We start from the raw sequence: 21,299 nt of genomic DNA on the forward strand, positions 1-21,299 counted from the left end.
GCGGCGTTCGGCTTCGACGCTCGGTCTCGGCATGCTGGCAGCCCTTCTTGGGACGGGCCCGGCAGCATAGCAAGATTGACTGGTGCGCCAGTCAGGTCAGCGAGGCGCCGACTGCGGTCGCGACCCGTCCGACCCGTCCGACCCGTCCGACCCGTCCGACCCGTCCGACCCGTCCGACCGGTCGGATCCGTCCGACCCGTCGGACCCCTCCGACCCGACCGGTCCGACGGCCGCATTCACCGCGGCTTCCCGGGCCTTCCCCCCTCCCTCCCTGTAACCGCCCAGCCCGCGCCGCCGCACCCACGCCAGGGTGAGGACGTAGTGCAGCACCCCGGCGATCGCGAACGACGGCAGTGAGGCCGTCAGATACCGGAAGGCCGGCGCCGGCTCGTATGTGACGGGGTCGAGCAGCAGGGCGTAGGTGACGGCGCCCGCGGCGACCGCGGTGAACGCCACCGGGTTGTAGCCGCGCCAGAAGCCGTAACAGGACGTCCTCGACGGGAGATAGAGGTCGCGTACCCGCAGCCGACCGCGGCGCAGTACGAAGAAGTCGACTATCTGGACCGCGCACAGCGGAGCGACGAGGATTGCCCCCCACGACACGAAGCGGGCGTAGTTGTCGTAGACGGCGGCCGGGAAGAAGACCACCACGGCGGCGGGGCTGAGGATGCCGGCCGCGAGTACGGCCCAGGGGACCTTGCGCAGCAGACGGCCTCCGCTGCCCTTGAGCGCGACCATCGAGGCGTAGCCCTGCGACACGATGCTGGTGACGTTGGCGAAGCCGACGAAGGCCAGGGCGACGACCCCCACCGCCGCGCCCGCCAGCGGCACCATCCACACCGTCGGATCCTCCGACGACAGCGTGAGCGCGGCGAACACGCCGACCACCGCGGCGACGACCGAGGCGAGGAACAGCCCCAGCGCATTGGGCCAGAACGCGGCACGGGTCGAGCGCGCCAGCCGGGCGAGGTTGCCGACATTGGGCCACCAGGCGAATCCGCCGGCGATGTTGAGTTCGACGGCCAGCATGAAGTTCTGCAACCCGTCATGGCCTTCGGGCGCGAGAGGCGGCTTCGCGGACAGCTCCGGCCAGCCGGTGTGCGACAGGACCAGCGCCAGCATTCCGACGGTGACGAGTACGAGCCCCGGGGCGACGAACTTGTTCACCCACTCGATGGACACCGGGCCGCGCGCCAGGGCCAGCCAGGACGCCACCACGACGGCCAGCGCGATCACGCTGACGATGATGCCGCCGTGGCCGATATGGGTGCCGAGCACCTCGTTGGAGACATTGGCGATGGCGTGCCCGCACATGATGGCGAGCACCGACGACCATGCGGCGGCGAGCAGCGCCGACATGACGACCATCAGCAGGCGCGATCCGCCCTCGCCGAACACGCTGCGCAGCAGCACGAACTGCTCGATGCCGTACCGGCCGGAGGGGATGCAGGGTGCGAGCGACACCAGTAGCACGCTGATGCCGTAGCCGATCACGATGCCGGCGATCGCCGGTTTGGCGCCGACGTAGTACGCGACCGCCCCGCCCTGAAGGAACGCCCAGGTGGCGATGGCGAGTCCGACGTTCACCGATGAATAGCCCCAGAAGCCCCATATCCGTTCGCGGCGCAGCAGCGGCAGCTCGTTCAGCGTTGCGTCGGTGCCGGCCGCCGCGGGGGAGGACGTCGTCCCGGCCTCGGTCATCCGGGGTACCCCCACCACAGCATGACCGCTGTGAGGACGACGAGGCCGACGACGGCCAGCCACAGATCACGCGCGGGCAGTGGGGCGAGCACCGCCTCGTCGCTGTGCGGATCCTCCAGCAGGCGCAGTCTGTGTTCGAGTTCCGCGTCAAAGGTGTCGGCGGCGTCCATACGGGCCACTCCTTGTTGGTTGACTGGCGGATTAGTTATGTGATGGTGAGGTGCACCTCACGCCGTGTCAATGGCGGGATCAAGGGATTCCTCAAGTCTCCTGGTCCACCGCTGCGGACTGCGTCCGGATGTCATACGCGCCACGGATCCGTTCCGACCGGCCGAAGAATCCGACGTCACGCTGATTGACTCAACAGTCAACTATCAGCAGGATGCCCGCCATGGACTCCCATGACGCACTGCCCGCCCACGCACCGGTCGTCATCGTCGGGGCCGGTTACGCCGGACTGTCCGCCGCCGTGCATCTGCGTGATCGCGGCATCGACGCCCTGCTTCTGGAGGGATCGGACCGGGTCGGCGGTCGGGTGCTCTCGGAACGGCGCGGCAGCACGGTGCTGGACCACGGCGGCCAGTGGGTGGGGCCCACGCAACGCCGGCTGCTCGCCTTCGCGAAGCGGTTCGGGTGCACCACGTTCCCCACCTGGAACACCGGCCACCATCTGGAGCTCTGGCACGACGGGACGCGCTGCCCCTACACCGGAGCCGGCCCCGAGCAGGGCCCCGGGATGAGTGAGTACCTCGCCGCCGCCGACCGGCTGGATGCCCTGGCCGCCCGCATCCGCCTCGACGATCCGCCGAGCACACCGGAGGCCGCTGCGTGGGACAGCGAGACGGCGCACTCGTTCTTCGAACGGACCATCTCCTCGGCCGATGCCCGGCGGCGGATGGCCCTCGCCGTGCAGGGCGTCTGGTCGTGCGAACCGCGTGACCTGTCCCTCTTCCACCTGCTCTTCTATCTCGCCGCCGCCGGCGGTTTCGAGCAGCTGATGGAGACCGAGGGATGCGCCCAGGAACGCCGTTTCACGGCCGGCGCCCAGGCTCCCGCGCGGGCCGCGGCGGCCCACCTCGGCCCGGCGCTCCGGCTTGGCAGGCGGGTGCTGGGCGTCGAGCAGCGCGCCGGCGAGGCCCTCGTGCACACCGACGCGGGGACGGTACGCACCCGCCGGGTCGTCATGGCGACGCCACCGGAGGCCACCGCGGCCCTCTCCTTCACCCCGGCCCTACCCCTCGCCCGCCGCCGCTGGATACACCGCAGCCCCATGGGCGAGGTCGCCAAGATCCACGCCGTCTACCCGACGCCGTTCTGGCGGGAGTCGGGACTCTCGGGCCAGGCGACGCTGTACGGCGACCACCCCGTGGGCGTCGTCTTCGACAACTCCCCCGAGGATGCGGCCACCGGAGTCCTGGTGGCCTTCGTCTACGGCGACCGCCTGCGCCGCTGGCACACCGCGCAGCACGCGGCACGCCGGTCGGATGTACTGGCCGCACTGACCGAACTCTTCGGCCACCGGGCCGCCGAGCCCCTCGACTACACCGAGAAGATCTGGCCGGCCGACGCCTGGGCCGGTGGTGGCTACGCCGCCGTTCCCACGCCCGGCACCTGGTACGCCCACGGCGCGGACGGCTGGCGTGCCCCCACGGGCCTGATCCACTGGGCCGGGACCGAGACCGCGGAGGTGTGGCACGGCTATATCGACGGCGCCCTCGCATCTGGAGAACGCGCCGCACTCGAAGTGGCCGACTCGCTCGGGGAGCCGGGGTGAACGGTCCGCTGACCGGCCGTCCCTCAACGGCTCGGCACAACCGCCCACGGACCGTGGCGGCGAACCAGCCGGTGTCACGAGACGGCGAAGACCGTGCTCGCCAGCAGCACATGGAGCGCGGTACCGCCGAGGATGCTCAGGACGGCGTTGCGCCGCCACAGGTGCAGGGCGAGGGTCGCACCGAGGGCCAGGGCGGCCGGCGGCGCCTGGACCGCCGACACATTGCGCAGCGTGTAGACGGTGAGGATCACCATCACACCGAGGGGCATGCGGGCGCTGAGGTAGTGGACGGCGGCGCTGGCCCGCAGTGGTGCCAGCGCGGTGAACGGCAGGGCCCGCAGCGCCCAGGTGACGGCGGCGCACACGCCCACGGCGGCGAGCAGATAGGGCGTATCAGGCACGAGCGTGCTCCCTCTTCGACAGGGCGTGGCGGGCCAGCAGGCCGGCGGTGAACAGGCCGAGGGCGGCCAGCAGCATCTGTCCGGGCACCACGAACCGGGCGACCAGCGCACAGACCAGGGCGAGTACCGGGGTGGGGATGTCGCGCCGGGCCCGGTACGCGTCGACGGCCAGCACCACGAAAAGTGCGGTCAGCGCGAAGTCCAGACCCGCCAACCGGGCCGGGACGACGGCCCCGAACAGCGCCCCGGCGGTGGCCCCCGCGACCCAGTAGAGCTGGCACAGCACCTGGAGCCACACGATCCGTCGCCCGCTCCACGAACGCGCCGCCTGCCCGGTGGTCAGGGCGTACGCCTCGTCGGTCAGCGCGAAGGTGCTGTACGCCTTGCCGAAGCGGCCCTTGACCTGGTGCAGCGGAAAGGACAGCGCGTAGAAGACGTGCCGGAAGTTGACCAGGAACGCCGTGAGCGCGACCTGTGCCAGCGGTGTGGCGGCGACGACCAGGCCGACCAGCAGGAACTCCAGCGATCCGGCGTAGACGACGGCGGTGAACGCGGTGGCCCACCACCAGGCCAGGCCCGCATGGACCACCAGTACCCCCAGGGCGATCCCCAGCGGGAACAGGGCCAGCCCCACGGAGCTGGAGTCCTTCACCGCCGCCCGGAAGTCGGAGGGCGGCGCGGACGCCGGCGACGGCGGGGGAGCGGGGCGGGAGCGGCCTGTCGCGTCGGCGACCGGTGGTGCAGTCATATAAGTAATTTTAGGTGGTTCCCCGCGTAATATGGTGTCGAATTATTCTCAGGAGCTCTGGACACTGGCAATGAAATGGCTATGGACGACATCGATCGCGAGATTTTGTTTCAGCTCCGGCAGGACGGCCGACTGACCAACGTCGAGCTGGCCAAACGGGTCGGGCTCACCCCTCCGCCCTGCCTGCGCCGGGTCAAACGCCTGGAGGACGAGGGGATCATCACCGGCTACCGGGCCCGTATCGACCCCGCGGCGGCCAGCCGGGGCTTCGAGGTCATGGTCGCCGTGGAGATCCGCGTCAACGACCTGCAGACCGTCGAGGAACTGGAGACCGCGATCGCCTCCTACGACGAGGTGATCGAGTTCCACCGGCTGTTCGGCCGGCCCGACTATCTCGTTCGCGTCGCGGTCGAGGACCCGACCGTCTTCGAGACGTTCCTGACCACCAAGCTGATGGGGCTGCGCGCGGTCGCCCGGGTCGACTCCCACCTGATCATGAAGAAGATCAAGACCGACGACTGAGGCCTGGGACGACTCGGCGGGTGCATGGCTCCTCAACCCGTGGCGGGGACGGTCCACATTGCGCCGTCCGGGCCCTGGGCGATCCGGCTTCGAGGCTGTAGCAGACATGGGAGCAGAGCCCCGCTGATGACAACGGGCCGCTCGTCCACGTCCCACCGAGAGGGGGAGCGGGCCCGGGCTCGCTGGTTCACCGACTGCGCGGCGAAGGAGATCACCGGTGGTGCCCTCGCGCGGATCCACCGCACCCCGGCGGCGGGAGACCGGCTCGCCTTCCCGGGCACCACATGCAGTGCGGACGCGGGTAGGTGTCCGTCGCCCCGAATGCCGCCCCCGTTTCAGCCGCGTCACCGCCGTATGTAGGCTCACGCCCGTAACGAGCCTGATGGGGGAGAAGTCGAGTGGAGAGGCTCCGGCAGGACGATCCTGCACGGATCGGGGACTTTGTGACGTTGGCGCGTCTTGACGCCGACGTCAGCCGGGGCGTTCCGGAACGCCGCTATCTGGCCCGTAGCGCTGACGGCGGGCGCACCGTGCTGGCGTGTCTACCGCCACCCGGCGGCGACCCGGCGCGGTGGGGGGCCGAGGCACAGCAGGCGGCCCGGCTGACCCAGCCCGGGTTCTGGCCGGTGGCCCAGCTCGGGGGGACGTCGGCCTTTCCCTGGCACGCCTCCCCCTACCGGCCCGCACTGCCGCTGCCCGCCGTCCTGGCCGCGCACGGCGGCCCGCTGCCGGAACCGTTGGTCCGTACGCTCGGCGGCACGCTGGCCGAAGCCCTGGCGTCGGCCCATGTCCTGGGCGTCGTGCACGGCGGCGTCTGCCCCGAGGGCGTGCTGCTGACCGTCTGCGGACCGCTCCTGGGCTGCTTCGGCGCGATGCGCGCGAACCCGGTGGCGGGAGTCTCCGCCGCTTCGGTGACCGGGCCGGAGACCGGTTGCCTGGCGCCCGAGATCGCGGCGGGCGGCCCGGTGGACCGGGCCGGGGACGTCTACGCCCTGGGCGCCGTGCTGGCGTACGCGGCGACCGGGCACACCGTGCCCGAGAGGCAGGAGATCCCCGCCGGCCTGCGGGACATCATCACGGCCTGCCGCTCGCGCGACCCGGAGGGCCGGCCCGAACCGGCAAGGGTGCTGGCGGAGTTGCTGCCGGGCGCGGCGTACGGCGCACTGGCCGGCTCCACGGAGCCGGTGTCGTTGCCCGGCCGTGTCGTCGAGGCGTTGTCCCGTCAGTCGGCGGAGGTCCTCGCCGCCGCACTCCCCACCCAAGAGCGCTGAGGCCATGATCTCCCCACTTCTGCACGACGACCCGTACACCGTCGGGCCGTTCCGGATCCTCGCCCGCCTCGGCGGCGGCGGCATGGGCACCGTCTACCTGGCCCGTTCGGCGGGCGGGCGCACGGTCGCGGTGAAGACGCTGCACACCCGTCTGGTCGCGGACACCACGCTGCGCACCCGCTTCCGGCTGGAGGCGGACGCGGCACGCGTCATCGGTTCCGGTCACGGTGCGGCGGTCGTCGACGCGGACCCCCAGGCACCGACCCCGTGGCTGGCGACGGAGTACGTCCTCGGCCCGCCGCTGGACACGGCCGTCGAAGCGGGCGGGCCGCTGCCGGAGCCGGCCGTGCGCGCCCTCGGCGCGTTGCTCGCCGCAGGGCTGGAGCAGCTTCACCGGTCGGAGGTGGTGCACCGCGACCTGAAACCGTCCAACGTCCTGGTGACGGCGCAGGGCCCGCGGATCATCGACTTCGGCATCGCGCGGGCCTTCGGCGAGGAGCACCTGACGAGCGTCGGCAGCGCCGTGGGCACCCCGGCGTTCATGTCGCCCGAGCAGGCATCGGGCCTGGAACACGCGGCGGCGGGCGATGTGTTCGCCCTGGCCGGGGTGCTGGTCTTCGCCGCCACCGGCCTCGGCCCGTTCGGCGGTGGGGCCCCCACCGACCTGCTGTACCGCGTCCGGTTCGGTGAGCCGGACCTGGGCAGGGTTCCCGAAGGACTGCGCCCCCTGCTCGCCCGCTGCCTGGCCAAGGACCCCGCGCACCGCCCGTCCACCGCCGAGCTGTACGCCGCACTGGGCGGCACCGGAGACGCGGTGGGTGACCGCCGCGGCTTCGCGGACCTGCTGCCCGACGCGGTGCTGCGGGAGATCGCCCGGCGCAGTGACGAGGTGTGGCGCGAGCCGCCGCACCGTTTGCCGCCGCCGGTGCCCGCCGAGGCGCCGCGGCCCGAGGCCGCCCCCGTACCGGGCGTCTCGCGACGACGACTGCTGGCCGTGGCCGGGGGCGCCCTCCTGGGCGGCGGGCTCCTCGGCGGCGGGGGCTGGGCCCTCCTCGGGGACTCCGGGGGCGGCGGGGGCGGCGCCAAGAAGAAGGACGCCGTGGACCGGCCGAAGCCCCCGGCACCGCTGTGGAGCGCCAGCATGTGGTGCCCGGACTCCGGGGGCGACGTGATGAGCGCGGGCCGCAACCTGGTCATGCGCGCCGGGATCGTGCTGTGCGGCATCAACGCCGAGTCGGGCAAGTCGACTTGGCAGGCGAACATCGAGGACCCCTGGCGGTCGGCCACCGACGGCACCCGCGTGTACGCCCTGCGGGGGTACAAGGAGAAGGCGGCGTCGCTGGCGGTGTGCGAGGTCTCGCAGACCAACGGCTACCTGGGTAAGCCGCTGGCCGAACTCTCCGCGTTCGATGGCAAGGAGCAGTTCAACCAGCTGCTGTGCGTCGTCGACGGCATCGCGTACCTGGTGGCCCGGTCCGCCTCAGGCAAGCGCTGGTACCTGGTCGCGGCCGACCTGGACTCCGGCAAGGAGCGCTGGCGCAGCCCGGTGGACGAGCCGCGGGCCGGGGGCGTCCCGCCCGTGCTGTGCGGCGGCGTGGTGGGGTCCCGGGTGGTGCTGTGCGGGAGCCCGGCGGAGGACTCCCACTTCTTCCGACTCTCCGCGCACGACAAGGGCCACGGCCGCCAACTCTGGGAGATGTCCGAGACGTTCGACGGCACCCCGCCGACCCGGCTGGTGGCCGACGACCGCAACGTCTACCTGGGCGACAAATACCTCACCGCCCGCCGGCTGTCCGACGGCGAGCTGGAGTGGCTCTTCGGGAACGGGCGCGACGTCGGCGACAGCGCGGGAGAAGAGCGGCGCTACGGCGCGCCCGTCGTCCAGGAAGGAGTCGTCTACTGTGTCGAGGCCGACCGGGGGCTGATCGCCGTCGACGCCCTCTCCGGCACGCTGAACTGGCAGGAGAAGGGGCTGTCCGGCAGGAAGAACCAGCGGGAGGTGGCCCCGGCGATCGGCAAGCGCTACGCCTACTGCGCCGACGACAAGGGCCTGCGCGCCGTCGACATGCATGCCCGTGAGGCCGTGTGGACGTACGAGACCAAGCCGCTCGTCCTGACCGCGGACCCCAAGGGCGGCCGGCTGTACGTCCGCCAGGAGAAGCGGACCATCGCCCTCCCGCTCGCCTGATGTTCCGCTCCGTTCCCGATCCAGGAGATGACCGACCGTGAAACCCCTTGGCCAGGGAGATCCGCTGCGCCTGGGCCCCTACCGCCTCCACGGAGTCCTCGGCGAGGGCGGTATGGGCAAGGTGTACTTCGGAGCGGACGCCTCCGGACGCCCCGCCGCGGTGAAGGTCCTGCTGCCGGAACTCGCCCACGACGGGCACCTGGCCGAGCGCTTCCTCCGGGAGGCACGGACCGCGCGGGCGGTGACCAGCGAGGGCGTGGCGCGCGTACTGGCCGCCGAACTGGAGGGCGGCAGGCCGTGGATCGCCACGGAGTTCCTGGCCGGCCCGACGCTGGACGACGCCGTCAAGGACTTCGGGCCGCTCGACGACTCCGCCGTGCGGGAGCTGGCGCGGTCACTGGCCCGCACCCTCCAGGACGTGCACGCCACGGGGCTGGTCCATCGGGATGTGAAGCCCCCCAACGTCGTCCTCACCTCACGGGGCCCCCGCCTGATCGACTTCGGCATCGCCCGCCCCGAACACGGACTGACCCTCACCCGCACCGGACAGATCCCGGTCACCCCCGGGTACGGCGCGCCGGAACAGGTCCTGGGCCGGCGCGTCGGACCGGCGGCCGACGTCTTCTCCCTCGGCGCCGTCCTCGCCTTCGCCGCTTCCGGCCGGCCGGCGTACACCGGCGCCGAGATCACGGCCGTCCTGTACGAGGTCGTGCACGGCAGCCCCGATCTGGAGGCCGTTCCCGAGGGCCTGCGATACCTCATCACACCCTGCTTCGCCAAGGACCCGGCGGCACGCCCGCTGCCCACCCAGGTCGCCGACGTCGCAGGGGCGCCGCAGAAGCCCGAACGCCTGTGGAAGGCCGGTCGGCTGGGACAGGAGATCCGGCAACGGGAAGCGGCGGCACGCCGCCTGACGGAACGTCCGGCCGGCCCCTCGACCACGGTCGGGGGCGGCGCGGCCGATGCCTCCCACCTCACCCGGCGGCGGCTGCTGGCCGCGGCCGCCGGCGGCGGAGCGCTGCTGGCCGCGGCGGGCGGCGGCACCGCCTGGTGGCTCAGCCGTGGTCACGGCGGTGACGCCCCGTCCGACCCCTTCGACATCCCGCCGGCCGCAAAGGTGCGGGCCGCGCCGCTCGGCTCCGCCGAAGGCTCCCCGACCCCGCTGTGGGGCCCCGTCGAGAACGTGGCCGACGCCGGGTCCCCGGCTCCGCTGCCGGTACGCGATGTGGTGGTGTACGCGGCCTCCGGTGGCGGCGTCGCGGCGCGCCGGGTCACCGACGGACGGGAGCGGTGGCGGATCGGCGATGCGAAGGCGGACGCCGGCTATCTGTCGATCGGGGACCGGCTGGTGGCCACCGCCGACGACCAAGGGACGCTGCGCACCTGGGTGGCCGCCACCGGGTCCCCCCGGTGGACGGTGGATGCACAGGTGGGTGCCCTGTTGGCCGCCGACGCCCACGCCGTCTACCTGCTGACCACCGATGGCCGGCTGCGCTGCGTGGGGACCGACGGGAAGGTGCGGTGGACCCGGCGGCCACCCATGTCGCTGGCGGGCGGCCACCCCGCCGCGGCCCTCGGCGCCGGCCATCTGGTGCTCTGCACGGAGACGGGGGACGTGGCCGCGGTCCGAGCGAAGGACGGTTCCCGAGCATGGGTCCGCAAGGGGCAGGCCGAAGGAGCGCTGCGGCCCGCCATCGACGGCACCACCGTCTATCTGGGCGGCACCAGTCTGGCTGCGGTTCAGATAGCCGACGGCCGCGAGCTGTGGGCGCAGAACCCGCTGCGACCGCCCAGCCGGGGCGCCGGAGGATGGGGCCCGCCCACCGTGGCCGGCGGCGTGGTGTACGCGCTGGACTGTGATGCGCTGCAGTCGCTGCACTCCGACGGCAGCCAGGCCGGCAGCCCGATGATGGTCGGCGGCGTCGTCCCGCCATGGCGGCCACCGGTCGTCCAGGCGAACAGCGTCTGGGTCGTGGAGAGCAGCGAAACCGGGGTGAGCGGTCTGCCGCGCTCCGGAGAGGGCCAGCCCCAGACGTACGCCCTCTCCGGTGGCCAGGCCCGCTCCATCGCCGCCAGTGACAACCGCCTCTTCGTCCTCAACCGCGCGACTCTGCTGGCGCTGCCGGTGTACTAGAACTGCACCAGCGGTTTCCTTCTCCTACCGGTCGGGGTGCAGTTTCCGAGCCTTGATGGCTGATGGTCCGTCCGAGAGGCCAGGCCGACAGGGCGGTATGGACCCAATAGACCTAATGAGGTGTCACCAGCTACGAGAGCGGCTCATCCATCGTGAGGTGGACCATCCAAATCTCCGTCCAGACTACGTCCAAGAGCGACGATCAGTTTTCGCTCGCGCTCCGAGGAGCGGCGAGAGGGCGAGAGGGCGAGAGCGCAGGGCAATCAGAAGCCTTCAAGATTGCCGTCGTCGTCGAGTAGACGCTTTTCTTCTTCACGCCATGATTCGAATGTGGCTGGCATTGCGAGTTCGGCCTCAAGAGGTGGATGGATCTCACCTCGTACCAGGCGCAGCAGGAACTCAGCCATTCCCATGTCGTATGCGTGGTCCTGGCGACGGCTCCTGGGCCGGACGATCACCTCCCACCGCTCTGGGGCGCCAAAGCATCGCCACAGGAAGTCGTCACCGGCCTCGTTCGACGCCCAGGTCAGCTCCCCGTCCGCGAGCCGCTGCTCGGCGCGGAACAGCAGGTGGTCCTCGTACGGAGAGCCCTCGAAGCGCGGCGTGGAGATGCCGATGGAGTCACTGATCGTCCCCATTCCATACACCGCGACGAAGTCGCGATAGTCGGCCGGTAGTTCCCATCCCGTATCGACGCGCAGCGCGTCCCAGTCGACCGGGTCGCCGCCGCCCGGGGGCGGCGGCATGATATGGCTCAGTTCTTCCACAGCCCAGTGCATGGTGTCCTCTTGTCGGGACTGGATCCGTTGGTCATGACGTGGGAACGTCCTCGCCGGTGCGCGAATCTACCACCTTGCCCAAGTTGTGCCAGCCCCGTGGCGTGTTCATCAGGTTCACCACTTCGCGTGTGGTGGTCCCGAGTAGCTTCCCGTCGCGGTCCCAGGCGGTGGCGGTCATCCTGTAGGCCTCGGGCGTGACGCGATTTCCCGCGTACCTTGGTTTTACGGAATACAGAACGGTCTCACCCGCTTCCAATTGGGCCTGTACTTGGTTCTCGAATTGAAGCATGTTGTCCATGGCCGGCAGTTCGCCCTTTTTCGGGAAGGCGTTGGCGTCCCGGCCGCAGGTCGACAGGTTCCTCAGGTCGGTCCCGGATCCGGAGAGCTGTTTGCCGAGGAGGTGGCAGTTGTTCACCGACTTGTCGGGCCTGGCGCGGAGGTGCCGGGCGTATCGCTGTGCCCAGGCGTAGCCGGGCGGGCGGATGTCTTGTTTCGTGTCCGATCCCGGATGGTCGTCCACGAACTGCTGGGTCAGGCACGCGGTGGCTGCGGTGGCACGGTTGCGCAGCCCGGTGGGGGCGTAGGAGATCCAGCCCGACCCGCTGGACTCGGCGAGAGGTTGCGGGCGCCGCTGTGTCAGGCAGGTCGGCTTGTCGCGGGGCTTGTCACTGCTCGATGCGCTGGGAGAGGCCGGAGCCCCGCCGGGCCCGGAGCAGCGCGCGCCGATCCTGCGCAGGTCCGTCCACTGGTGCGTGCCCGACTCGTTGACGATGACGAGGCGGTCGACGCGGGGGCCGCCGCCGTTCGGCTCGCACAGGCTCTCCCGCGCCTGCCGGAACTGCGCTCCCGTCGACAGGAGTTGCTCCAGGCCGGTCGTGTTGGCCAGTGCCAGGAGCGGGCCCACGCCCGGCTCGAGGTTGATCTGCAGCATCCGTTGGAAGCCGGGCGGTGCCTTCGTGCTCCCGGCGTTCGCGGAACCCTGTCGTTCACCGTTGAGCTGCTCGGCGCCGAGACTCATCTGCGACCCGAGCTGCCCCGGGCTCTGCACGGTCTTCGCCCGCACGGCGCGCTTGATCTCCTGGCCCTGGCGGGTGGTCGTGTAGAAGTAATCGGCCCGGTAGGTCTTACCGCCGGCCTTGTACGGTCCGGCCCACGTGACCCTCGCCTGCCGATCGGTACGCAGCAACTGCGCGACCTGCTGCAGCACACGCTGGTTCTCGACCTTGTCGGTGGTGGGGATGATCTCGCGCAGGTCCTCGGGGTTCTCCAGGCGGTGGGAGTCGACGATCGTCCCCAGATCGGGCAACTCGCCCTGGTTGTTGGCCCCCCTGAGTGCATCGAGTGCCTTGTCACCGGCTGCCGTGTCGCCGGTCGGCCTGTCCTTCGTCATCAGGTCGAGCAGCTTCGCCGCGGTGGGCTTCAGTGGAGTGCCGACCGAGAAGTCGTCCGGCCGCAGGTTGCGCGCGTGCAGACGGCTGCCCACCTTGGGGTCCGATCCGTACTCGGCGGTCGAGTACACCCAGGCGTAGTCGGTGTGCCTCACGGTCCGCCCGGTACCGACGGCGATGTTGGGCCGGGTGCCGCTGACGCCCTTGGACTGCTTGGGCTGCAGGGTGCCGAGGGGGTGGGGCTGGTCCGGCACTCGCGGGAGGCTGAGATAGAGCGTGGCCGCGCCCGCCTCGTCCCCGCTGTTCGTGACCGTGAAGGAGTACGAGCACGGGTTGCTCGTGCACAGGTACGCGCTGTTGTTGGTGATGGTGAAGTCCGGCCCCATGGACTTGGAGACCACCTCGGACGACGTGGCGGGCGCGACAGCGGTGGCCGCGGCGGAAGCGGCGGTCGAACGGACCGCAGCCGTCTGCTCGGCGGTCGCCGGCTTCGGAGCCATCAGGAGGTACGAGCTGTAGTCGCTGTCCGCGTAGCCGGCGGGCGTGGCCGTGGCGCGGTAGTCGGCCGACTCCGCCCTGCCCTTGGTGCGCCGGGGCGAATGCCAGGCAGCGGGCTTGACCGGGCTTTGGTGGCTGGGATCCCCGCCGATGGCGAGCACGGTGTAGGGCGAATCGTCGGCGAGTACGACGGTCCAGCCCTGCGCCGTGTACGAGACCGCCTTGTGCCCCTCGATTGTTCCCGCCTTCTGCTCCACGGCTTCGGGATCGGAGGTGACCTGCGTGACCACCGCGGCAAGTGACTTCGGCGTCAGGGAACCGGCGTTCACGGCGAACCGGTCGAGCATGTAGTAGCCGGAGCGTTTCTTCGGGGCAATCCAGTGGCCGGTGCTGGTCAGATCCGTGCCGTACAACGGGTTCTGCTGCGCCCAGAAGTCCGAGTCGCCCTTCAGGTAGAGCCGGTTACCGGACCACGCCATGGCGGACTTGCCGGCCACGGGTTCGCTCAGGGTTCCCGACGCCTGCCCCGACGCGGTCACCGTCAGGTCCGCGTGCGTCACCGGCGCGTGCTCTACGGGGGCAAAGGCCGTCGACATGTTCACGGCCGGAAGGGCACTCAGCGCCCGAGCGGCCAACGCCCCCCGATGGGTCGGCGACACACGAGGGGCCGAGTCTTCCTGGTGGGATCCGGACCCGCTCGACCCGCTCGGCCACAGCACGTACACCAGGCTCGCGAGCACGATCAATGCCACGCCCACGGCGAGGACCGGCAGGGCGCGCCCTCGTCGGAGCCATGCGCCGGCCGACCGCGGCGGCTGGACCGGCGCAGGCACCGCGGGCGGCCGGGTCGGCGGCGGGGGCGCGGCGGGTGGTTGGGCCGGCGTGGGAGGCGCCGCCGGGGGCTCGGGCGGGGCTGTGGCGGGCGGGCCCGGCGGGAGGGGTGGTGCGTTCGGTGCCGGCGGGACGGCGCCCGGGGGTTGCGGTGTCGGGGGCACCGGCTCGTCGGGGCCGGACCGTGCGTCGGTTATGTCCTGGTCGTCGGACCCCGACTGTCTTTGTTGGTCCCCCACAGTGACTCCCCCAAGTGGCTTCTGCTGGTCAAGGCGATGGAAAGATACGGCACCCTGCGCGAACGTTCTACAGCGTGAACACGCCTTGCATGCACCGGACTTGGGGATTGCAACGAAACGATGACCGGTCCCCGGCTGAACGTCGCCGAGGCCCGCCATCGGCTCGCCGGTTGGACCTTCTCCGGGCAACGCGGCGAACTGCGCCGGCACTACGGTGAGGGCGTGGGGGCCAACTCGGCGCCCTCGGCCTCAGCCTCTACGGCAGCTGCGTGAACACTGTCCTGCCGGGTTATCGAAGCCGACGCGGAGAACTACTCACGGGCTGCGCGTGACCCTCGAACGTGGCGATCTGCTCACCTCGGTGTAGCCGCGTCCGTTGCAGCGGTGTTCTGTGGGTGGGGAGGTCGGACATCGTCCGCCGGGCCGCCCGGACCTGGAACGCACGGCCCGCGACCCGTTCGTCGTCGGCGAGATCGAGGTGATCCCCCGTACAGGGCCGGCGCTCAGTCGTCGGCGATCTGCAGGGCCAGCGCGAAGTGCTCACCGTCCGTCCCTGCGAGCAGGCTGTCGAAGACCGGGGTGAGCCCGTTCACGGCGCCGCATTCGGCGTCGTGGTTGGTCCACCATGTGGCTTCTGGTCCGAGCAGGGACACCACGCGGCCCGCGGCGCGCTCGGCCGCGTCGGCGGGCAGGTGCCGGTGACTCGGCCAGACCAGGTCCACCTCTGCGACCCGGGCGAGGAACGCGGTGGCCTCGTGCACCTCCACCGGTTCCAAGGCAGCGCAGATCGCCCGGACAGACGGTGGGGCGTATCCGGGCAGGAAGCGCTGCCATGCCTCGTCGGCCGCGATCACGGCCAGCAGCGCGCGGATCCGGGCCGCCAGTTCGGGCAGGTCGGGCTCCGGCTCGGTGAACCGTCCGGCCGCCACGTACACCCGCATCGGCGTGGACAGCGCTGCCATGCCCGCTTCCAAGCCGGCCAGAACCTCCATCGATGCCACAGCGGGATTCTGCCGTATCCCCAGCGAAGTCCACGGCCGACTCCCGGTCGGCTCACCGCCGGACCCCGCCCATCGGCGGTGGACGTCAAGCGGAAACGGGAACAGCGGCCCCGAGCTGTTCAGAGAACGTCAGGCTCCTGAGACCTACCCAACTCCCGGGCCGACGAATGGGTTGGCGGTGCCGGTACGACCAGTCGCTCCCCAGGTGACCACCCCCGGCATTTCCCCACAGGTGGTTACGGCCCGGCGCTGTCAACGCACCGTGATCCAAACGACCGCACGTGCCCTCGCCGCCACAGCCCTCGCCCTGCTGCCGCTGACCGCCGCCACCTCCGCCCTCAAGGACATGGCCACTACAGGCACCTGACCATCCCTCACCGATCAGTGCCGAGGCTGAAGCCCGAACGGCTCCGGCCTCTGCCGACGTGATGGCTTCCAGGAGCCGGCGAGTTGCTCCGCCCCCACCCTGGCCGATCTCCGTTCAGGTCACTGGCCCACGTACTCGAAGACCCCGCCGTCCGGGTGTCGCAGCACCGCCCTGCGTCCGTTCGGCGTGACCGCGGGAGCCGCGATCACCTCAGCCCCAGCCGCCTCGCAAGCCGCGACCGTGGCGTCCAAATCCGAGACGGACAACGTGGCCGCCACCCCGGCAAACCGCTCCGCGACCTCGTCAGGCCCCATGAAGAGGAGGAAGGGGCCCGTGCTTGCCAACTTCAGCCCAGCGAATTCAAACCGAGCCACCGGCTCGCCAGTCAGCCCTTCATAGAAGGCCAGGGCCGATTCGAGGTCATCCACACGTCGTCGCAGAACCACCGAGGCAATCGTCATGATCACATCATCGCAGCCCGAGAGCCCATCCGGGCGATCGGCATGATTTCCCATGCGGCGCCTCGACCTGGACCTGACCGCCCGGCCCGTGCCCCGGCCGCGCGGGTGCCGTCCCGGACGATCGTCACTCGTGGGGTCCGGCCGGGCGCGCGATGTCCCCGGCAAGCGCGATGAACACCTTGTGCCGGCGGGCCAGGCGCGGCCAAGTCTTCGGGCGAGGTTCGTGGTGGCCCGGCAGATACGCTGCCGGGCCACCTTCCGGTCAGTGGGTGTTGGCGCGCTTTTCGAGGCGGGTGCCGTGGCGAAGGGTGATCGACATCAGATCGCTGGGGGCCTCCAGCTCCAGGCGGTGCCAGCGACCGCGGGGGACGATCACGGCGGTGCCTGCCTGCAGCCGCACCATGTCCTCGGCGCCACCGGGCTTGTCGGAACGGAAGTAGAGGCGGACACCGCCGGTCAGGCAGCACACCGCTTCCTCGGCTTCCGGGTGCATCTCCCAGTGGTCGGCATGCACATCGGCGTCGGTCTCCACGTGGAACGTGGCGATCTGCCAGGCGCCGGAGCCGCTGCTTGTCATCTGCCGTTCGACGGCCTGGACGTCGCCGTCGGGGTGAAAGTGCAGCGCCGAGGCGAACAGGTCGACGGTGGTGGTCGTCATCATGACGGTGTTCCTTCCATCTGGGTGTCTGCGGGAGAGGTGGGTTGTGGGAGAGGTGTGACGGCTCGGCGGCGTGGCAGCAGGCCGATGGCCACGAGCGCCGCGAGCACGAAGATGGCGGCGCCCAGGCCCTGCCCGGCGCGGGCGGCGATCAGTTGCCAGGGAGCCTGGGCCAGCCCGCCCACCAGCGAGCACAGCCCGAAGACGGTCAGCCCCAGCGCGAACATCCGACGCGTGCCGTGCAGGTCGCAAGCGCGTCCCCCCAGCAGCAGGAACCCGCCGAAAGTGAGCGCGTACACGTGGACAACCCACGACAAGTCGAGCGGCGCAAATCCCAAGTCGGTGCGGATCGTGGGTAAGGCGACGTTGACCACGGACATGTCCAGGGCAACGACGAACTGGGCGACGGCGGCTGCCGCCAGCACCACGCCGGGTCTCCCAGGAGAGTTTCTATACATGTAAGAAAACTTAGCCTCAGGGGGCGGCTGCTGTCGACATCTGGGGGATGATGGGGGCATGCCGCAACCGTCCGCACCGCGCAAATCCCTGGGCCGACCTCCCCGTATCTCCCGCGAGGAGATCATCGAGACAGCCCGCCGGATCGTGGCCGAGCAAGGAGTGGACCGGCTGACCATGCGGCGGCTGGCCACGGAAATCGGCAGTACACCGATGGCGCTCTACCACCACGTCCGCGACAAGGAAGAACTGCTCGTCCTGCTGCTGGACGACTACGCCGCACGAACCCTGCACCGCCGCGAACTGCCCACCCGCCCACGCGACCGGATCGTCGCCGCCGCCACCGCCATCCATGAGGCGCTCGCCGCCTGTCCCTGGATCGTGGAGGCACTCACCGCCGACGACCTGATGTCCACGACCGCGCTGTGGTTCGTCGAGCAGATCGTCGACGGCCTGGTCGAATGCGGCCTCTCCGCCGACCAGGCCGTGCACGGCTACCGCGCGATCTGGTACTACACCGCCGGAGAGATCCTGGTCCGGACAACAGCGGCCCGACGGCGCACAGACGACGACCGTGCAACCTACCGGGAGCAAGTCTTCGCCGACCTCGACCCGAGCGAACTACCCCGCCTGGCACAGGTCGCCGACCGCTGGGCACCACTGACCGCCCAGGACACCTACCTGGACGGACTCCGAGCCCTGATGGACGGCCTCCTCGCCAGCCACTGACAACTCGCGCCGACCATGCGCCTGGCCGCTGACCGGACACCACGGTTCTCAAGCGTCGCCAAGCGATCGAATGACGACAGGCGCCGCGGGCGTCCAATGAACCCGGACTTTCCGGGGCCGGTCGGCGGCGCGGATCCAGGCCAATCGCCGTCCCGCGCCTTCTCCAACAGCGGTAGCTGGTACGGCGGATCGTCGATCCAGATCTGAAGCAGTTGCCATGGGGGGCTCCGGCTGTGTCTCAGTGACCATGGTGGGCATCGTGACCATGCGGAAACTGCAGGGGCGAGCACTGACAGCACCGGTCTCGACACGTGATGAGCCGACAGGGTTTGCACCCGAGAAGGAATATCCGAATGGTGAGGTGCTCGCGTGGGGGCACCGATCACCCCTTGGCAAATTCGCAGCAAACATGCATTTCTCACGGGTTCTTCATGACAGACATGACTGTTTGCCGTCCCTGCGCCATGACAGCGTCATGCCTGTCACCAGACCCGAGGGAGTGCGATGAACAAGGGGTACGCCGTCTTCTGCGACGCCGACCGGCAGTTCTACGACGCTCCCCACCGGCTGTCGACGACCGGCAAGGGGCGTGGAGCTCCCTACGCGACGCTGAGCCGGGAGCTGCCGGAGGGCTGGCAGCGCCACCGTTCGGGCGACTGGCTGGCGTTCCGGCCGGCGGACCATGAACTCCCCAGCCAGGGATGGAAGATCCACATCTCGGCCTGCCTGGACAACGCCGAAAGGATGCTGACGAAGGTCTGGGACTACTGCGTCCCGCGCTCGGTGGCCTTCAAATGCATGCCGAGCCGGTATCTGCTGCACACCCGCAACGCCAAGTACGCCGACCGCGGCGCCAGCGGAAAGTTCCTCACCGTCTACCCGGCCGACGAGGAGCAATGCCGCCTCATCGCCGAGGAGTTGGACGCACTGCTCGCCGGCGAACCGGGGCCGTACATCCTCAGCGATCTGCGCTGGGGCGCCGGTCCGGTGTATGTGCGCTACGGCAGCTTCACCGAGCGGCACTGCTACGACGACAGGGGCGAACTCCGCCCCGCGATCGAGGACGACCACGGGCGCTTGGTCCCCGACCTCAGAGAGCCCGCGTTCCGCGTCCCGGAGTGGGTCACCCTCCCGGATTTCCTCGAGCCGCATCTGGCCGCCCGCTCTGCCACTACCGTCGCCGACCTGCCGTACAAGATCGAGCAGGCGCTGCACTTCTCCAACGGGGGCGGGGTCTACGTCGGCCGGGATCTGCGGACGGACCAACGGGTGGTGCTCAAGGAGGCGCGGCCGCACGCCGGACTGGCCGCCGATGAAGCGGATGCCGTGACCCGGCTGGAGCGCGAGCGGGACGCGTTGAAGAGGCTCTCGGGGCTCGGCTGCGCCCCCGAGGTGCACGACTGGTTCACCCTCGGCGACCACACCTTCCTCGTACTGGAATTCATCGAAGGCCGGCCGCTGAACAGCTTCTTCGCGCACCGCCACCCGCTGATCGAGGCTGATCCGACCCCTGAGCGGCTCGCGGAGTACACCCAGTGGGCCATGCGTGTCCACGGTCTGGTGGCCGATGCGGTCAAGGCGATCCACTCCCGTGGCGTCGTCTTCAATGATCTGCATCTGTTCAACATCATGATGTCCGAGGACGAGTCCTCCGTGGTGCTCCTGGACTTCGAGGCCGCTGCCGTCGACGACGCATCCAGCCGCCAGGTGATCGCCAACCCGGGCTTTGTCGCTCCCGCGGACCGCAGAGGATCCGACGTCGACCACTACGCCCTGGCCTGCCTGCGCCTGGCGCTGTTCCTCCCGCTCACCAGCCTCTTCGCGGTGGACCGCGGCAAGGCGGCACACCTCGCGCAGATCGCCGCCGCGCAGTTCCCGGTGCCCCGCGACTACCTCGACGAGGCAGTGGCCGAAATCCTCCGGGGCCACCAGCCGGCGAGCGACTCCGGCCACACGGGTCGGCGCGAGGGAGCGGACTACTTACCCGTAGCCCTCGGCGACTGGCCGCACAGCCGCGACTCCATGGCCCGCGCTGTGCTCGCCTCCGCCACTCCCGATCGCGAGGACCGCTTCTTCCCCGGCGACATCGCCCAGTTCGCCAAGGCAAGCGGTGGCAGCTGCTTCGCCTACGGCGCGGCCGGGGTGCTGTACGCCCTGGCGGAGACCGGCGCGGAGCGCTGCCCGGAGGCGGAGGAGTGGCTGCTGCGCAGGACGAAGACCCCCGCGACCGGCAGCTCGCTCGGCTTTTACGACGGCCTCTCCGGCGTCGCCTGGGTCCTGGACCGGCTCGGACACCGGGAACGGGCCCTGGACCTCATCGACACCATCGAAGCCCAGAGCTGGCAGGACATCGCACCGGACCTGCACAGCGGACTGGCCGGCATCGGCCTGGCACTCGACTCTCTGGCCCACACCACCGGCGAACGCTTCCTCGAGGAGCGTGCCCTGCACTGTGCCCAGCTCGTGGCAGACAAGCTCCGCACTGCCGCGCCGCCGGCCGAAGGCGGTGCGCGGCCCCGGGCCGGGCTGCTGCACGGGGACAGCGGAGCGGCACTGCTCTTCCTGCGCCTGTATGAGCGCCGCGGCGACCCCGCGCTGCTCGATCTGGCCGCCGACGCCTTGCGCCGGGACCTGGCCCGGTGTGTCCGAGCCGCGGGCGGCGCACTCCAGGTCGACGAAGGCCGGCGGACCATGCCCTACCTCGGCGCCGGCAGTGTCGGCATCGGCATGGTGCTCGACGACTTCCTCGCCCACCGTCCGGACGACGCGTTCGAACGCGCGCGGGCCGAGATCGTGCAGGCCGCCCAAGCCAAGTTCTATGCCCAGCCCGGCCTGTTCCGCGGCGCGGCGGGCATGGTGCTGCACCTCAGCCGCACCACGATCGGCGGCCCCGGGACCCACGCCGCCGATCTCCACCGCCAGATCGACTCCCTTTCCTGGGGCGCCGTCCCCTATCGAGGGCACCTGGCCTTCGCCGGGGAGCAGATGATGCGGCTCTCCATGGACCTGAGCACCGGCACCGCCGGATGTCTGCTCGCACTGGGCAGCGCGCTGCACGACACACCCGTGCACCTGCCCTTCCTCCCGCCGCCGCGGCGGCCCTGAAGCCGGCCCCGTCCGGGGCCGATCGAGAAACACCCCGTCCCCATGAAG

Annotated in this window: 16 protein-coding genes and 1 pseudogene; 7 read left to right on the forward strand and 10 right to left on the reverse strand. The window is 70.6% G+C overall.

Going from position 1 to position 21,299, the window contains the following annotated elements; all coding sequences use genetic code 11:
* Positions 1-96: 96 nt before the first annotated feature.
* Both ACIRPT_RS36835 and ACIRPT_RS36840 read right to left on the reverse strand, forming a co-directional pair.
* Complete coding sequence (locus ACIRPT_RS36835; RefSeq protein WP_403835524.1) at positions 97-1,701, reverse strand: cytosine permease; 1,605 nt, start codon at positions 1,699-1,701, stop codon at positions 97-99.
* A complete protein-coding gene (locus ACIRPT_RS36840; RefSeq protein WP_403835526.1) occupies positions 1,698-1,871 on the reverse strand; it encodes a hypothetical protein in 174 nt (57 codons plus the stop codon). The genes ACIRPT_RS36835 and ACIRPT_RS36840 overlap by 4 nt, the downstream gene beginning before the upstream one ends.
* Positions 1,872-2,092: 221 nt before the next feature.
* Between ACIRPT_RS36840 and ACIRPT_RS36845 the strand changes: the two genes are divergently transcribed.
* The gene (locus tag ACIRPT_RS36845; protein ID WP_403835528.1) at positions 2,093-3,475 is read left to right on the forward strand and encodes a flavin monoamine oxidase family protein; all 1,383 of its coding nucleotides are present in this window, start codon (positions 2,093-2,095) and stop codon (positions 3,473-3,475) included.
* Between the two features lie 74 nt (positions 3,476-3,549).
* On the opposite strand, the gene ACIRPT_RS36850 is transcribed toward ACIRPT_RS36845, so the two are convergent.
* Positions 3,550-3,876: a branched-chain amino acid transporter permease gene (locus ACIRPT_RS36850; protein WP_403835530.1), complete on the reverse strand. Its 327-nt coding sequence runs from the start codon at positions 3,874-3,876 to the stop codon at positions 3,550-3,552.
* Positions 3,869-4,624 (reverse strand): AzlC family ABC transporter permease, encoded by a 756-nt coding sequence (locus tag ACIRPT_RS36855; RefSeq protein WP_403835532.1) that lies wholly within the window; start codon positions 4,622-4,624, stop codon positions 3,869-3,871. Before ACIRPT_RS36855 ends, ACIRPT_RS36850 begins: the two co-directional genes overlap by 8 nt.
* 81 nt (positions 4,625-4,705) lie before the next feature.
* Between ACIRPT_RS36855 and ACIRPT_RS36860 the strand changes: the two genes are divergently transcribed.
* The 4 genes from ACIRPT_RS36860 to ACIRPT_RS36875 all read left to right on the forward strand — a co-directional run bounded on the left by ACIRPT_RS36860 (position 4,706) and on the right by ACIRPT_RS36875 (position 10,739).
* Positions 4,706-5,146 (forward strand): Lrp/AsnC family transcriptional regulator, encoded by a 441-nt coding sequence (locus tag ACIRPT_RS36860; protein WP_403835534.1) that lies wholly within the window; start codon positions 4,706-4,708, stop codon positions 5,144-5,146.
* A 443-nt stretch (positions 5,147-5,589) separates the two neighbouring features.
* Complete coding sequence (locus ACIRPT_RS36865) at positions 5,590-6,417, forward strand: serine/threonine protein kinase (protein WP_403835536.1); 828 nt, start codon at positions 5,590-5,592, stop codon at positions 6,415-6,417.
* Between the two features lie 4 nt (positions 6,418-6,421).
* Entirely contained in the window at positions 6,422-8,605 is a 2,184-nt protein-coding gene (locus ACIRPT_RS36870; protein ID WP_403835538.1) for a protein kinase, read from the forward strand.
* A 37-nt stretch (positions 8,606-8,642) separates the two neighbouring features.
* Positions 8,643-10,739 carry a PQQ-binding-like beta-propeller repeat protein gene (locus ACIRPT_RS36875; protein ID WP_403835540.1) on the forward strand — a complete coding sequence of 699 codons (2,097 nt, stop codon included), beginning with the start codon at positions 8,643-8,645 and terminating at the stop codon, positions 10,737-10,739.
* A gap of 263 nt (positions 10,740-11,002) precedes the next feature.
* On the opposite strand, the gene ACIRPT_RS36880 is transcribed toward ACIRPT_RS36875, so the two are convergent.
* The 6 genes and pseudogenes from ACIRPT_RS36880 to ACIRPT_RS36905 all read right to left on the reverse strand — a co-directional run.
* Complete coding sequence (locus ACIRPT_RS36880) at positions 11,003-11,518, reverse strand: hypothetical protein (protein ID WP_403835542.1); 516 nt, start codon at positions 11,516-11,518, stop codon at positions 11,003-11,005.
* Positions 11,519-11,549: 31 nt separating this feature from the next.
* Positions 11,550-14,000 carry a DNA/RNA non-specific endonuclease gene (locus ACIRPT_RS36885; RefSeq protein ID WP_403835722.1) on the reverse strand — a complete coding sequence of 817 codons (2,451 nt, stop codon included), beginning with the start codon at positions 13,998-14,000 and terminating at the stop codon, positions 11,550-11,552.
* Between the two features lie 977 nt (positions 14,001-14,977).
* Positions 14,978-15,466 (reverse strand): hypothetical protein, encoded by a 489-nt coding sequence (locus tag ACIRPT_RS36890; protein ID WP_403835725.1) that lies wholly within the window; start codon positions 15,464-15,466, stop codon positions 14,978-14,980.
* 495 nt (positions 15,467-15,961) lie between these two features.
* Positions 15,962-16,303 (reverse strand): VOC family protein, encoded by a 342-nt coding sequence (locus ACIRPT_RS36895; protein WP_403835544.1) that lies wholly within the window; start codon positions 16,301-16,303, stop codon positions 15,962-15,964.
* A gap of 262 nt (positions 16,304-16,565) precedes the next feature.
* A complete protein-coding gene (locus ACIRPT_RS36900) occupies positions 16,566-16,961 on the reverse strand; it encodes a cupin (RefSeq protein ID WP_403835728.1) in 396 nt (131 codons plus the stop codon).
* A gap of 86 nt (positions 16,962-17,047) precedes the next feature.
* Positions 17,048-17,419, reverse strand: a pseudogene (locus ACIRPT_RS36905) (MFS transporter); the annotation flags it as partial.
* A 58-nt stretch (positions 17,420-17,477) separates the two neighbouring features.
* On the opposite strand from ACIRPT_RS36905, the gene ACIRPT_RS36910 reads away from it, so the two are divergent.
* Together ACIRPT_RS36910 and lanKC are read left to right on the forward strand one after the other, a co-directional pair.
* The gene (locus tag ACIRPT_RS36910) at positions 17,478-18,146 is read left to right on the forward strand and encodes a TetR/AcrR family transcriptional regulator (protein WP_403835546.1); all 669 of its coding nucleotides are present in this window, start codon (positions 17,478-17,480) and stop codon (positions 18,144-18,146) included.
* 504 nt (positions 18,147-18,650) lie between these two features.
* Positions 18,651-21,251 carry a class III lanthionine synthetase LanKC gene (gene lanKC, locus ACIRPT_RS36915; protein ID WP_403835549.1) on the forward strand — a complete coding sequence of 867 codons (2,601 nt, stop codon included), beginning with the start codon at positions 18,651-18,653 and terminating at the stop codon, positions 21,249-21,251.
* Positions 21,252-21,299: the final 48 nt, after the last annotated feature.

It is taken from the genome of Streptomyces sp. NPDC101227, from assembly GCF_044767545.1.
Lineage (GTDB): Bacteria > Actinomycetota > Actinomycetes > Streptomycetales > Streptomycetaceae > Streptomyces.